Raw genomic sequence first — 13379 nt, forward strand, 5'->3', positions numbered from 1 at the left:
GGTCATCGTGAACACCGCGATCGTCGTGGTCGGCACCCTCACCACCGCCCTCTTCCTCCGCACCGAGCAGTCCCGCTGACGAAGTGCGCGTCTCCACTAAGGCAACTCCGCCTTGTGACAGCCGTGTCCCGGCCGCGAACGTTGGCCCCGGGCCCGGCGCGAGCGCCGGCTACCGATGGAAAGGAACCCCGATGGCCACACCCACCGTCGTCAGCTGGGAGCAGGTGTCCGTGCCCACCGCGTCCGGGCCCCTTCCCGCCCGCGCGTACCGGCCGGGCACCGGGTCACCGCAGGGCTGGCTGGTGTGGGCCCACGGCGGCAGCTGGCGCGCCGGATCCGCCCAGGACTGGCACGGCGCCACCGCCGAACTCGCCCAGTGCTCCGGCTTCGGCGTGCTGAGCGTGGACTACCGGCTCGCCCCCGACGTGCGCCACCCGGCCATGGTCGAGGACATCCTGTCCGCCCTGGCCTGGGCCGGGCAGCAGGAGCCGGAGCAGCACCACGACGGGTCCGCGCCCGCCCGGCCCGTCCTGGCCGTCGGCGGGGACAGTGCCGGCGGCACCCTCGCCGCCTGCGCCGCCCTCGTCTGCCGCGACCGCGGGGTGCCGCTGGCCGCGCAGGTCCTGGCCTACCCGCCGCTGGACCCCGAGTGCGCGGCGGGCTCGTACCACCGCTTCCCCGACCTGTTCCCCACTGCCTCCTACCTGGCGGCGGCCTGGCAGGACTACCGCCTTCCCGGCCGGCCGGTCGCCGCGGACGGTACGCGGCTCCACAGCACCCCCTTCGAAGCCGCCGACCTGAGCGGACTCGCACCGGCCGTCCTGGCCACCGGTGACCTCGATCCCGTCAGCGACGACGTGCACCACTACGGGCGTCTGCTGCGGGCGGCCGGCGTGGAGGTCACCCTGCGCGAGTTCCGGCAGACGGGTCACGGGGCGTTCCTCCACCCCGGCCGCGGCGGCCCGGGCGGGCAGCCGACCGTGTCGATGCGCGGCTGGCTGGGCCGGGCCTTACGCCCCTTCCTCCCTCGTTCCCCCTTCAAGGAGCTGACATGACCACCGCCGACGTCCCCCACCTCGACGCCCTGCTGCGCCACTTCGCCGATCTGCGCGACGGCATCCACGGCGGCGCCGTCTCCCGGCCCGACAAGGAGGAGCACTTCCGTACCGCCGCCCGCCTGCTGGACCCGTACGCCCGCCAGGCGCTCGGCGAGCTCAATGACGAACTCCTCCTCGGGCAGGGCGTGATCGACGCCAGCGAGGTACAACGCGCCGACGACGGAAGCCTCTTCCACGCCTGGACCCTGTGGTGGGACGAGCAGTCGGCCGCAGACATCCCGCCCGTCACGCTCTACGCGCACTACGGAGCCTCCTTCCACCACCCGCACCTGCGCGGGGCGACGGTCTCCGAATGGCCCCTGAACGTCTTCGACGACGCACAGGCCGCCGCCGAACTGCCCACCCTGCGCGCGATCGCCGCCGCGGACCTCCACAACCTGGTCTTCGAACGCGACTTCAGGATCGTGCCCGCGACCATGGCGGGCGCCACCGGTCTCCCCGCCCACCAGCACTGAAAGGCGGCCCGTCATGACCAAGCTGCGACTGTCCGTACTGGACCAGACCCCGGTCGGTGAGGACCACACCCCGGACCGGGCGCTGCGCGCTTCCGTGGACCTCGCCCGCGTCGCGGAGGGCCTCGGCTACACCCGCTACTGGGTCGCCGAACACCACGACTCTCCGGGCTTCGCGAGCAGCGCGCCGGAGATCCTCGCGGGCGCGCTGCTCGCCCGCACCTCGCGGATGCGGATCGGGACCGGCGGCGTGCTGCTGCCGCGCTACGACCCGGCGAAGGTGGCCGAGGTGTTCGGTGTACTGGCCTCCCTCCACCCGGGGCGCGTCGACCTCGGGATCGGCCGGGCCGGCGGCCCCGCCCGCGACTTCCCGCAGCGCCTCGCGGAACTGCACGCACTGCTCGCCGAGGGCGGGGTCGTGCCGCAGGCACCGGTCCCGCCGCAGATGTGGCTCCTGGGAGCGGGTCGCGAATCGGCGCGGCTGGCCGGACTGCTGGGCACGGAGTTCGCGTTCGGGCACTTCTTCTCCCCGGTCGGCGGCCGGGAGGCGTTCGAGGACTACCGCGCCCGGTTCCGTACCGCCACCGGCGGGCGGGCGGGCGGCGCGCTCGCCGTCCGCGTGGTGACCGCGGACAGCGCCGGCCGCGCCGAGGAACTGGCCCAGAGCATGCTGCTGTGGCGCGCCCGCAAGGACCTCGGCCAGGACGGCCCGCTGCCGTCGTACGAGACCACGCGCCGCCACCGCTGGACGGGCGCGGAGCTGGAGCGCGCCAAGGTGCACCGCACGGCCCTCGTCTCCGGGGCACCGGAGCAGGTCTCCGCGGTGCTGACGGCCCTGGCCGGGAGCCACGGCGTGGACGAACTGATCATCAACACCCTGACCTGCGACCCGTCCGACCGCCGACGCTCGTACGAACTCCTCGCCGAGGCCTTCGCCCTCCCGGCACGCCACCCGGAGCCCGCAACGGTGGGCAGCGCGTAACCCTCGCCCCTCCGCCCCGACCTCGGCGGTTCGGACTGGAGTTCGGCGGCCGGGGTGGGGCATGGTCGTCGCTGAAGAGTCCGATGACGAGGGGGAGAGCCGATGAAGCGGCATGTCGAGTTCGAGCGGCTGCACAACTTCCGGGACCTGGGCGGCTACCGGTCCGCCGACGGGCGGACCGTTCGGTGGGGGACGGTCTACCGCGCCGACTCGCTCGGCAAGCTGCGGGGCGCCGACTGGGAGCGGTTCCTGGGGCTGGGGATCGGGACGGTCATCGACCTGCGGTATCCGTGGGAGATCGAGGCCAAGGGGCGGGTGCCCGAGGCGGAGCGGTTCCGCTACGTCAACCTGAGCATCGAGCACCGCCCCTACGACCAGGCCGAGATCGACCCGGACCTCGACCCCTGGCGCTACCTCGCGGACCGCTTCGCCGAGGTGACCGAGGACGGGGTCGAGGAGATCCGGCAGGCGCTGGAGGCGATCGCGCACGCGCCCGGGCCCGTCGTCTTCCACTGCACCTCGGGCAAGGACCGGACCGGGCTGATCGGGGCGTTCGTACTGACCCTGATCGGGGTGGAACGGGCCGACGTGCTGGCCGACTTCGCGCTCACCGAGCTGGCCACCGAGCGGCTCGCCGCGGACTGGCGGGCGGCCAACCCGGGCCGGGTCATGAAGTGGCCGAGCTACGGCCGCGCCCCCGCCGTGGTCATGGAGCTGGTGTTCACGGATCTGGAGGCCCGGTACGGATCGGTGGAGGGCTACCTCAAGGACCGGGTCGGGCTCACCGAGTCGACCGTGGAGCGGTTGCGCGCCCGCCTGCTGACCGGCGACGGCAGCCGCGCGACGTGAAGTCGCTCTGGTGGCGCCACCGGCGCATCTCCTACCATCGGAACACGGGTGGGAGGGGGGTGCGTTCATGGCAGCGCACGTTGGACGCCTGGAACGCTTCGTCGCCTGGGTGCTGGGGAGCCGCCGGCCCTGCGCGGGACGCTGATGGGGATGGCGGACGGCTGGGCGGCGCTGACACCGGCCGGCGGGTACAAGTACGAGGGCGATGTGGCCGGTGAGTTCTGGCACGTGGTCGGCATGTCCCGGTTCACGCCGGGGGAGCTCGACGCGTGCCGGGTATCCACCGGCTGCCGCTCGGTGAGGCACTGTGACGGCGCACGAACCCGAAGCCCCGCCCGGGCGACTACGGTTGATCCGCATGACCCACACCGAAACCGGGATGACCGCGGAGCTGGTCCGGGACCTGCTGCGCGACCAGCACCCCGACCTGGCCGACCGCCCCGTGCGGCTCGGCGCGCGCGGCTGGGACAACCAACTGTGGCGGCTCGGCGACGACCTGGCCGTCCGGCTGCCCTGGGCGACGCGGTCCGCGGACGCCCTGCTGCGCAAGGAGTACGCCTGGCTGCCCGCGCTCGCCCCTGGCCCTCCGTTACCGGTTCCCGTACCGCAGCGCCTCGGTGAGCCCTCGGAACGGTTTCCGCGCCCCTGGACCGTCGCCACCTGGGTGCCGGGTGCGCCCGCCGACCGCGCTCCTCCGCACTGCGCCGCCTCGTCGCGACGGCCCGCTGAACGGCGGCACCGAACGGCGGGACCGAACGGCGGGGCGGGTCAGCCGAGGGAGGAGACGGACGGGACGACCACCCCGTAGAGATCGGCGATCGTCGCCAGCGCGCCGTGGTGGAGCTGCTCGGCGGACACGTCGGCCACCTCCGTGCGCAGCGGCCGGGTCGCGCAGGCGTCCGCGACGACCGTGGGCCGGTTGCCCCGCAGGAAGGCGCCCTCCGCGGTGAAGGTGACGCACATGTGGGTCATGAACCCGGCGACGATGACGTCCTTGTGGCCGGCGGCGTCGACGTGTTCCCCCAGGTCGGTGTCGACGAACGCGTTGGGGACCGTCTTGACGACCACCGGCTCGCCCGGGGCGGGAGCCACCCTGGGGTGGATCGCGCCTATCTCGGCCCGGATGTCGTACGGGGTCCCCGCGCCGCCGTCGTTCACCACGTGGACGACCTTCGCGCCCGCCTCGCGGGCCCGGGCCAGCAGCGCGGCGGCGGCGTCGAGCGCGGGCTCCCATCCCGTCAGCTCCATCACGCCCCGGGTGTAGGTGTTCTGGTAGTCGACGAGGATCAGCGTGGCGTCCGCCGGCGAGGCCGGGGTCCCGTCGAGGCCGCTCAGATCGCGCAAGGTCGTCCTGGACATGGAAATGCCCTCCTGGGGGTGTCGTGTCGCGGTGCCGGCCGCGGAGCGGCGGCCGTGTTCAGAACGCTATGACCCACTCCTTCATGTCGGCAATGTCATCCAACCCGCAGAAACCGACATACGGTGGGCCGTGAGACGGCCACTGCCACCGCCACGGCCCCGGCCGCTGCCGCCACCGAACGGAGAGACCCTGTGAGCACCGTCGAACGGTTCGTCGTCGTCGTCCTCTTCGACGGCGTCGACCTGCTGGACGTCACCGGACCGCCCGAGGTGTTCGCCCTGCTCCGGCGCGAGGTGGGCGACGCGACGGGCTACCGCGTGGCCCTGGCCGCCGAGACCATGGATCCCGTCACCACCTCCGCCGGGGTCCGGATCCTGCCCGACCTCACCTTCGGGGAAGTGGCGGGGCGGAGCATCGACACCCTGCTGGTGCCCGGCTCGGTCGAGGTCGACGGGCGGGGTCGCGTCCGCGCCCTCGCCGACCCCGTCGTGGTCGACCGGGTGCGGACCCTCGCCGCAACGACCCGGCGGGTGACGTCCGTCTGCGTGGGCGCGCACATCCTCGCGGACGCAGGGCTGCTGGACGGCAAGCGGGCCACCACCCACTGGTCGACCGCGCAGCAACTCGCAGACGAGCACCCCTCGATCGAGGTCGACGCGGATCCGATCTTCATCCGGGACCAGGAGGTGTGGACCGGCGCCGGCATCAGCGCGTGCCTCGACCTCTCGCTCGCCCTCGTCGCCGACGACTTCGGCGAGGCCGTCGCCCTGCGCGTCGCCCGGCAGCTGGTGATGTACCTGAAACGACCCAGCGGGCAGAGCCAGTTCAGCGTCCCGCTCGAACCCCTCTCGACCACGCGGCGCATCGAGGACCTGCGCCACTACATCACGCGGAACATCGCCGAGCAGCTGACCGTCGCCGACCTGGCCGAGCAGGCCCATGTCGGCGAACGGCAGCTCACCCGGATCTTCAAGACGGAGCTGGGCATGACCCCGGCCGCCTACATCGAATCGGCCCGCGTCGAAGTGGCGCGCAACCGGCTGGAGTCCACGGACGACACACTCGAACGCGTCGCCACCGTATGCGGCTTCAACACGACCGACACCCTCGTCCGCGCCTTCCGGCGCAAGCTCGACACGACGCCGACGGAGTACCGCAGCCGCTTCCGTTCGACCTCCCTCCGAACGGCCTGACGGCCTGACGACCCGACGGCCCGGCGACCTGACGGTTCGCCGGGCTCAGGCCGTGGGGAAGGCCAGCAGCGCCACCGGCGTCGAGGTCGGCCGCGGCGAGCCGCCGGCCGGTTCGACGGTGATGCCCATCCCCGACGCCGCGTCGACCGGCCCGTGCATCAGGGTGGCCGCCGCCGGGGTGCCGCTGTCCATCAGGCCCGCCGAACGCATCCTGCCGCCGCCGTCGTTGTACCAGAGCTGGTACACCTTCCCGCTGGGCGGCGCCGGCATGCCGGAGGCCGCGAAGACGGCCTGGTTGCGGGAGGGCGAGACGACCACCGTGCCCACGGCGCCGCCCCGCAGGGGCGCGGTGGACACCCGGGCGTCGGCCGACGCGAGGACCGCGCCGACCGCATCGTTCGCGATACGGGCCTGCAACGCCTGCTCCCGGGCCTCCCGGGCCTGCTCGTACTGAGACACCGCGACGCCGCCGAGTGCCACGGCCGCCGCGAAACAGGCCGCCAGGGCCCAGTTCGGCGCCCACCGCCAGCGGGGCCGTACGTGCCCGCCGCGGGCGGACCGTACCGTCGTCGGCGCCTCCTGGCGGACCGTGCCGATCCGACGCATCACCTCGTCCCGCAGCGCCGGGCCGGGCTGCGCGGCGACGGCGAGGCCGAGGCGCGTGACGGTCTCGGAGAGCTCCCGGACCTCCTGCGCGCAGGAGGCACAGTCGGCGAGGTGCCGCTCGACGGCGGCCCGTTCGGCCGGCTCCAGGGCGTCGAGCACGTACGCGCCCGTCAACGTGTGCAGATCCACGGAGTTCACACGCCCACCCCCAGGCAGTCACGGAGCCGGATGAGGCCGTCGCGCAGCCGTGTCTTGACGGTACCCAACGGCATGGCCAGCAACTCCGCGACCTCCCGGTAGGTCAGGCCGCGGTAGTACGCCAGAGTGATCGCCTGGCGCTGCAGTTCGGTGAGACCGCCCAGACAGCGCCGCACCTGTTCGCGCTCCAGCCGGCTCTCCACCTGCTCCACCACCTCGTCGTAGGCCGTGGTGTGTTCCAGCAGGGCCGCCCGCTTCTCGCGGTTGGACGCCGCCTGCGCGGAGCGCACCCGGTCGACGGCCCGCCGGTGGGCGAGCGTCAGGACCCAGTTCATCACCGAGCCCCGCGAGGGCTGGTAGCGGGCGGCGGTCCGCCAGAGCTCGACCAGTACTTCCTGGGCGACCTCCTCCGACTGGGCGGGGTCGCGCAGCACGGAGCGTACGAGGCCGAGGACGGGGCCGGACACGGCCTCGAAGACGGCCGTGAACGCCTGCTGATCACCGCGGGCCACCCGGCCCATCAGCTCCGGCAGGTCAGGAGCGGTCGACGGGTGTCGACCGATGCGCACGTTCTCTCTCACCGGGGAGGTCCTCCAGGAGTTCTCGGTTGCACAGCTCATTCGGAGCCGCGGACCGGCCGGATTGGTCGCGGCGGACATTGATTTTCGGCAGCCGCAGGCAGCGGCCCGGAGGCGTGTTCGAGTCGACATCCGTTCGGGTGAGCCGGCCATCCGGACGGCGGCGGGCGCCGAACAGACGGCGTGCTTCACCAAAGGGTGAGCCCCGCAGACTCAGGAGAGACCATGAGCATTCACACCTTCCGTCGTGCCACCCTCGCCGTGACCGCCGCCGTACTGCTTCCACTGGCACTGTCCGCCTGTTCGGAGGAGAGTACGAGCAAGCAGGGGGCCGGCGCTCCCGATGCCGTTTCCTCGCCCCGGCCGGTCGGCGACACCGGGGCTGCCGCGGGCGGCCCGTTCGGCCCGGCGTGCGCCTCGGTCCCCAAGACCGGAGCGGGCTCCTTCGACGGCATGGCCCAGGACCCGGTGGCCACCGCCGCCTCGAACAACCCGGCGCTGTCCACCCTGGTCGCGGCCGTGAAGAAGGCCGGCCTGGTGGACACGTTGAACAACGCCCAGGACATCACCGTGTTCGCGCCGACCAATGACGCCTTCGCGAAGATCCCGAAGGCCGACCTGGACAAGGTCCTGGCCGACAAGGAGACCCTGACCAAGATCCTCACGTACCACGTGGTCGGCGAGCGGCTCACCCCCGACCAGCTGGGGAGCGGTTCCTTCCAGACCCTCCAGAAGGGCATGGTCACCAGCACGGGAGCGGGCACGGACTACAAGGTCAACAACTCCTCCAAGGTGGTCTGCGGCAACGTTCCCACCGCCAATGCCACCGTCTACATCGTCGACGCGGTCCTCATGCCGAAGTAGCCACGGTCCCGCACGATCGACTCGTGGGCGACGGTCCGTGCATCCGGCCGGACCGCGCCCCCGGAAGTGTTCCGGGGGAAACACCCGTGACGGCGGATCGGAGCGACTCCATGACGGACGCACAAGGACCCTCGGCCCCCGGCACGCGCTGCCTGGTGACCGGGGCCACCGGCTACATCGGCGGCCGGCTCGTCCCCGAGCTCATTGCCGCGGGCCACCGGGTGCGCTGCCTCGCGCGCACCCCGGAGAAGCTGCGCGACCACCCCTGGGCCGGTCAGGCGGAGATCGTCCGCGGCGACGTGACCGACGCCGCCTCGCTCGCCCCCGCCCTGCGGGACGTCGACGTCGCCTATTACCTCGTACACGCCCTGGGTACCGGCCGCGACTTCGAGCGCACCGACCGGCAGGCCGCGCGGAACTTCGCCGAGCAGGCCCACGCCGCCGGCGTCCGCCGCATCGTCTACCTGGGCGGGCTCACCCCGCGCGGCGTCCCCGACCAGGACCTCTCACCGCATCTGCGTTCCCGCGCCGAGGTCGGGCGCATCCTCCTGGACTCCGGTGTCCCCACCACCGTGCTCCGCGCCGCCGTGATCATCGGCTCCGGCTCGGCCTCCTTCGAGATGCTCCGCTACCTGACCGAGCGGCTGCCCGTGATGGTCACCCCGAGCTGGGTGCGCACCCGTATCCAGCCCATCGCCGTCCGCGACGTACTGCGCTACCTGGTCGGCAGCGCCCGCATGCCCGCCACCGTCAGCCGAGCCTTCGACATCGGCGGTCCCGACGTCCTCACCTACCTCGACATGATGCGCCGCTACGCCGAAGTCGACGGGCTGCCCCGACGGCTCATCCTCCCCGTGCCGGTCCTCACCCCGAGGCTCTCCAGCCACTGGGTGGGCCTGGTCACCCCGGTGCCCCGCTCCATCGCCCGGCCCCTCGCGGAATCCCTCAAGTACGAGGTCGTCTGCGACGAGCACGACATCGCCACCTGGGTGCCCGACCCGCCCGGCACCCCCCTCCCCTTCGACACGGCCCTCGCCTACGCCCTCCAGAAGGTCCGCGACGCCCAGGTCATCACCCGCTGGTCCTCGGCCTCCGTACCCGGCGCGCCGAGCGACCCGCTGCCCACCGACCCCGACTGGGCCGGCGGCAGCCTGTACTCCGACGTGCGCGAGCGGACCGTCGAAGCCTCGCCGCAGGCCCTGTGGCGGGTGGTGGAGGGGATCGGCGGGGAGAACGGCTGGTACTCCTTCCCGCTCGCCTGGGCCGTCCGCGGCTGGCTCGACCGGCTCGTCGGGGGCGTCGGACTGCGCCGCGGCCGCCGGGACGCCGCACACCTGCGGGTCGGGGACTCCCTCGACTTCTGGCGGGTCGAGGAGATCGAACGCGGCCGGCTGCTCCGGCTCCGCGCCGAGATGCGGCTGCCCGGCCTCGCCTGGCTGGAGATGTACGCGGAGCGCGACGACGAGGGGCGCACCCACTACCGGCAGCGGGCGCTCTTCCACCCGCGCGGCCTGTCCGGCCACCTCTATTGGTGGAGCGTCTCCCCGTTCCACGCACTGGTCTTCGGCGGCATGGCCCGCAAGATCGCCCGCACGGCGGAGGCGGACGGCGAGCGCAGCCCGGCTGCATCCGCCGCGGCCGTCCGCGCCGAATGACGGGCAAGGCCAGCCCAGCGACCACCGCGCGGCGCATCGAGAGCCCGTCCGGTGGCCCGATGCCAGGAGCAGCACCATGAACGTCTCGGTCGTCCTGTTCACCTCGGACCTCCGCGTCCACGACCATCCGCCGCTGCGCGCCGCGCTGGGCCCGGGCAACGAGACCGTTCCGCTCTTCGTCCGGGACCCTGCCGTGGACCGCGCGGGCTTCGCGGCGCCCAACCGTCTCGCCTTCCTCGCGGACTGCCTGGCCGGTCTCGACTCCGGGCTGCGCGAGCGCGGCGGCCGGCTCGTGGTGCGCTCGGGCGACCCCGTCGCCGAGGTGTGCGCCGTCGTACGGGAGGCCGACGCCGACGAGGTGCACATGGCGGCCGGCTGCAGCGCCTTCGCCCTGCACCGCGAGCAGCGGCTGCGCAGCGCGCTGGAGGCCGACGGGCGGCGCCTGTACGTCCACGACGCCGTCGTCACCGCCCTGCCGGCCGGAGCCGTGACACCGAGCGGATCCGACCACTTCGCCGTCTTCACTCCGTACTTCAGACGCTGGTCGGGGGAGCGGCTGCGCGAGCCGCTGGCCCCGCCGCGGGAGGTCCGCGTGCCCGGGGCGATCCGCTCCGATCCCCTCCCCTCGCGGAAAGCCGTGGCCTCCGTCTCCGAGGGCCTGGCCACCGGCGGCGAGCGGGAGGGCCGGCAGCGGCTCGCGGACTGGCTGAAGGAGGACGCCGACGGGTACGAGGAGGGGCACGACGACCTACCGGGCGACGCCACGTCCCGGCTCTCCCCGTACATCCACTTCGGCGCGGTCTCGGCGGCCGAGGCGGTGCACCGGGCGCGGTCGCGGGGCGGAGCCGGCGCCGAGGCCTTCGTACGGCAGCTGTGCTGGCGCGACTTCCAGTACCAGCTCCTCGCCGCCCGCCCCGGCGCCGCGGTCGAGGACTACCGGCCCCGCTCCGACCGGTGGCGGCGCGGCAAGGCGGCCCAGGCGGACCTGCTGGCCTGGAAAGAGGGCCGCACCGGATATCCCGTCGTGGACGCGGCCATGCGGCAACTCGCCCACGAGGGCTGGATGCCGGGCCGGGGCCGGCTGCTCGCCGCGTCCTTCCTGACCAAGACGCTGTACATCGACTGGCGCGCCGGAGCCCGCCACTTCCTCGACCTGCTGGTCGACGGCGACGTGGCCAACAACCAGCTCAACTGGCAGTGGGTGGCCGGGACCGGCACGGACAGCCGGCCCAACCGGGTGCTCAACCCGGTGATCCAGGGCAGACGGTACGACCCCGACGGCGCGTACGTACGGCGCTGGGTGCCCGAACTCGCCGAACTGCCGGGCCCCTCGGTCCACGAGCCGTGGAAACTGCCCGGCCTGGAACGGGCCCGGTACGACTATCCGGACCCCCTGGTCGGCCTCCCGGAGGGATTGGCCCGCTTCCGGCGGGCCCGCGGAAAGGACGCGCCGTGACACCATCCGCCGTCGCCGGTCACCACCGGGTGCCAGACTGGACAAGTGTTCGCAAGAAGCCCGGTCCGGGCCCGTCGCGTGTCCGCCGCGGCCGTCACCCTCGCCGTGTCGCTCGCCCTGCTCGCGGGGGCGGGGCGGGCGGAGGCCTCGGACGGCGGCGACTCCGGCCGCCTGGTGGACGTCGGCGGCGGTCGCCGCGTGCTGCTGGACTGCCGCGGGTCGGGGTCCCCCACGGTCGTGCTCGTGTCCGGGACCGGCGGTGCGTCGGACGAGTGGACGCACGTCGCGGACGCCGCACGTCCCGGGGCCGGCCTGAAGCCGGACCCGTCGGCGGTGCTGACGACGCTCGCCCGGTCCACCCGGGTGTGCGCCTACGACCGCCCCGGCACGACCCGCCTCGACGGCAGGCCGAACCGCTCGACACCGGTCCACCGACCGACCACGGCCACCGCGGGCGCCGAGGACCTGCGGGCGGTGCTCGCCGCCGCCGGTGAGCGCCCGCCGTACGTGCTGGTCGGCGCCTCCTGGGGGGCGATGATCGCCTCGCTGTTCGCGCGGACCGAACCGGCGCTGACCGCCGGGATCGTGACCGTGGACGGCGCCTCACCGTTCCTCAAGGAGACCCTCACCCCCGCCCAGTGGTCGGCGTGGACGGACCGGATCCGGGCCATGGACCAGGGGCAGGGCCTCGAAGCGCCGGACTACCCCGCCGCGGTGCGGGAGGTCCGCGCCGCCCCGGCCCTGCCGGCCGGCCTGCCCGCCGTCGTGCTCACCTCCGACCACCCGTGGGATCTCGGGCTGGGCGGCCGATCGACCTGGCCGGCCTGGCTGGCCGCCCAGCAGCGCCTGGCCGAGGACCTGCACGCCCGGCACGTCACCGACACCGACAGCGGCCACGGCATCGCCGTCGAACAGCCGCGGCGCGTCGTGGACGCCGTGCGCGACGTGGTCGAGCGGTCCCGCGCCGGTCAGGAGCGCTGAGCGGGCGCTCCCGCTGCCGCCGCGGCGCTCTCGCACAGCCCGCGAAGCAGGGCGAGGGCTTCCCGGAGGCCGCCGGGGCGCAGCATGCCCGGGGCGGGTGCGGGTCCCGCCCAGCCGGGTCCCGCCAGCAGGACCGTGGTGCGGGCCCGCGCGCCCTTGACCCCCCAGGCGGTGTCCGCGATGTGCCGGGCCAGTGCGTGGTGCGCGGTGGAGCGGGCCTGGGCCCACAGCACGACCGCCGACGGGCCGGTCCGGCGTACGGCCTGGACGAGCGCCTCGGGCGGCACGGCAGCGCCGAACATCCGGGCGGGCAGGCCCAGTTCGGCGAGCCCCGCGGCGAGTGCCTCCAGCGGGAGCGTGTGCTGCTCGCCGGGAACGCATGCGAGCAGGATCGCGGGGGCGTTCGCCCGGGACGCGGACCCCGCCCCGATGCCCACACGGCGCAGCGCGGTCGAGACGTGCCAGGACAGCAGGTGCTCCACCTCGACGTACTGGTCGCCCGAGGTCTCCCACTTGCGCCCCACGGCGTGCAGGGTCGGCACCATCACCTCCTCCCAGGTGGTGACCAGGCCGTACTCGCTGATCAGGGAGCCCAGCATCTCGTCCATGGTGGGCGAGTCGAGGCGGACGGCCGCCCGGCCCAGCCCCCGGCACTCCTGGCGCACATCTCCGAACGGCAGGCCGTTGCCCGAACCCGGCTGACGGGCCGGCGCGGTGGGGACGACCGGCGCGACCGGCGCCGTGGGCGCCGCGGGCCCTGATCCGGCGCGGGCGGCGCGCGCCGCCTCCGCGGGCGGGACCCCCGATGAGGTCAGCCGGCACATCTCCTGCAGGACGGCGATGTCCCCGGGGGTCCACCGCCGGTGCCTGCCGTCCTCGCGGGCGGCCGGCCCGATCCCGTACCGCCGGTCCCAGGAGCGCAGGGTCGTGGGAGCGACCCCCAGCCTGCGGGCGACGGCCCCGGTGGTGATGCCGTGCACGGCTTCGGCGGGCTGCTCTGCGGACTCGTCCATGGATCCATCATGCGACGCACAACCGACGCGAGTGGAATCGATGCACGGGCGGGCCGGAATCTGGACGCGTACCG

Annotated in this window: 13 protein-coding genes and 1 pseudogene; 10 read left to right on the plus strand and 4 right to left on the minus strand. The window is 73.8% G+C overall.

All coding sequences use genetic code 11. The features are described from left to right. Positions 1-191 precede the first annotated feature (191 nt). The 5 genes and pseudogenes from IE257_RS08190 to IE257_RS08210 form a co-directional block, all read left to right on the plus strand. Complete coding sequence (locus IE257_RS08190) at positions 192-1055, plus strand: alpha/beta hydrolase fold domain-containing protein (protein ID WP_189966276.1); 864 nt, start codon at positions 192-194, stop codon at positions 1053-1055. Beyond that, a complete protein-coding gene (locus IE257_RS08195) occupies positions 1052-1573 on the plus strand; it encodes a hypothetical protein (RefSeq protein WP_189966278.1) in 522 nt (173 codons plus the stop codon). The genes IE257_RS08190 and IE257_RS08195 overlap by 4 nt, the downstream gene beginning before the upstream one ends. 13 nt (positions 1574-1586) lie before the next feature. After that, the gene (locus IE257_RS08200; protein WP_189966279.1) at positions 1587-2552 is read left to right on the plus strand and encodes an LLM class flavin-dependent oxidoreductase; all 966 of its coding nucleotides are present in this window, start codon (positions 1587-1589) and stop codon (positions 2550-2552) included. A 102-nt stretch (positions 2553-2654) separates the two neighbouring features. After that, positions 2655-3401: a tyrosine-protein phosphatase gene (locus IE257_RS08205; RefSeq protein ID WP_189966280.1), complete on the plus strand. Its 747-nt coding sequence runs from the start codon at positions 2655-2657 to the stop codon at positions 3399-3401. A 358-nt stretch (positions 3402-3759) separates the two neighbouring features. Further along, a pseudogene (locus tag IE257_RS08210) lies at positions 3760-4116 on the plus strand (phosphotransferase); the annotation flags it as partial. A 53-nt stretch (positions 4117-4169) separates the two neighbouring features. On the opposite strand, the gene IE257_RS08215 reads toward IE257_RS08210, so the two are convergent. After that, positions 4170-4760: an isochorismatase family protein gene (locus tag IE257_RS08215; RefSeq protein WP_189966282.1), complete on the minus strand. Its 591-nt coding sequence runs from the start codon at positions 4758-4760 to the stop codon at positions 4170-4172. Between the two features lie 192 nt (positions 4761-4952). Here IE257_RS08215 and IE257_RS08220 point away from each other — a divergent pair, with 192 nt between their 5' ends. Then, positions 4953-5954: a GlxA family transcriptional regulator gene (locus IE257_RS08220; protein WP_189966284.1), complete on the plus strand. Its 1002-nt coding sequence runs from the start codon at positions 4953-4955 to the stop codon at positions 5952-5954. A gap of 45 nt (positions 5955-5999) precedes the next feature. Here the strand turns inward: IE257_RS08220 and IE257_RS08225 are convergent, their stop codons facing one another. Next, complete coding sequence (locus tag IE257_RS08225; protein WP_189966286.1) at positions 6000-6758, minus strand: anti-sigma factor; 759 nt, start codon at positions 6756-6758, stop codon at positions 6000-6002. Further along, entirely contained in the window at positions 6755-7339 is a 585-nt protein-coding gene (locus IE257_RS08230; RefSeq protein WP_268251387.1) for a sigma-70 family RNA polymerase sigma factor, read from the minus strand. Before IE257_RS08230 ends, IE257_RS08225 begins: the two co-directional genes overlap by 4 nt. Before the next feature lie 222 nt (positions 7340-7561). On the opposite strand from IE257_RS08230, the gene IE257_RS08235 reads away from it, so the two are divergent. The 4 genes from IE257_RS08235 to IE257_RS08250 all read left to right on the plus strand — a co-directional run bounded on the left by IE257_RS08235 (position 7562) and on the right by IE257_RS08250 (position 12292). Next, a complete protein-coding gene (locus tag IE257_RS08235) occupies positions 7562-8200 on the plus strand; it encodes a fasciclin domain-containing protein (RefSeq protein WP_189966289.1) in 639 nt (212 codons plus the stop codon). A 110-nt stretch (positions 8201-8310) separates the two neighbouring features. Further along, positions 8311-9855, plus strand: a complete 1545-nt coding sequence (locus IE257_RS08240) for an SDR family oxidoreductase (RefSeq protein ID WP_189966291.1) — start codon at positions 8311-8313, stop codon at positions 9853-9855. Positions 9856-9931: 76 nt separating this feature from the next. Continuing rightward, positions 9932-11311, plus strand: a complete 1380-nt coding sequence (locus IE257_RS08245; protein WP_189966293.1) for a cryptochrome/photolyase family protein — start codon at positions 9932-9934, stop codon at positions 11309-11311. 45 nt (positions 11312-11356) lie between these two features. Next, positions 11357-12292, plus strand: a complete 936-nt coding sequence (locus IE257_RS08250) for an alpha/beta fold hydrolase (protein ID WP_189966295.1) — start codon at positions 11357-11359, stop codon at positions 12290-12292. Here the strand turns inward: IE257_RS08250 and IE257_RS08255 are convergent. After that, complete coding sequence (locus tag IE257_RS08255; RefSeq protein ID WP_189966297.1) at positions 12280-13305, minus strand: MerR family transcriptional regulator; 1026 nt, start codon at positions 13303-13305, stop codon at positions 12280-12282. The two genes, IE257_RS08250 and IE257_RS08255, sit on opposite strands and share 13 nt — an antisense overlap. Positions 13306-13379: the final 74 nt, after the last annotated feature.

It is taken from the genome of Streptomyces avidinii, assembly GCF_014650695.1.
In the GTDB taxonomy this organism is placed as follows: domain Bacteria; phylum Actinomycetota; class Actinomycetes; order Streptomycetales; family Streptomycetaceae; genus Streptomyces; species Streptomyces avidinii.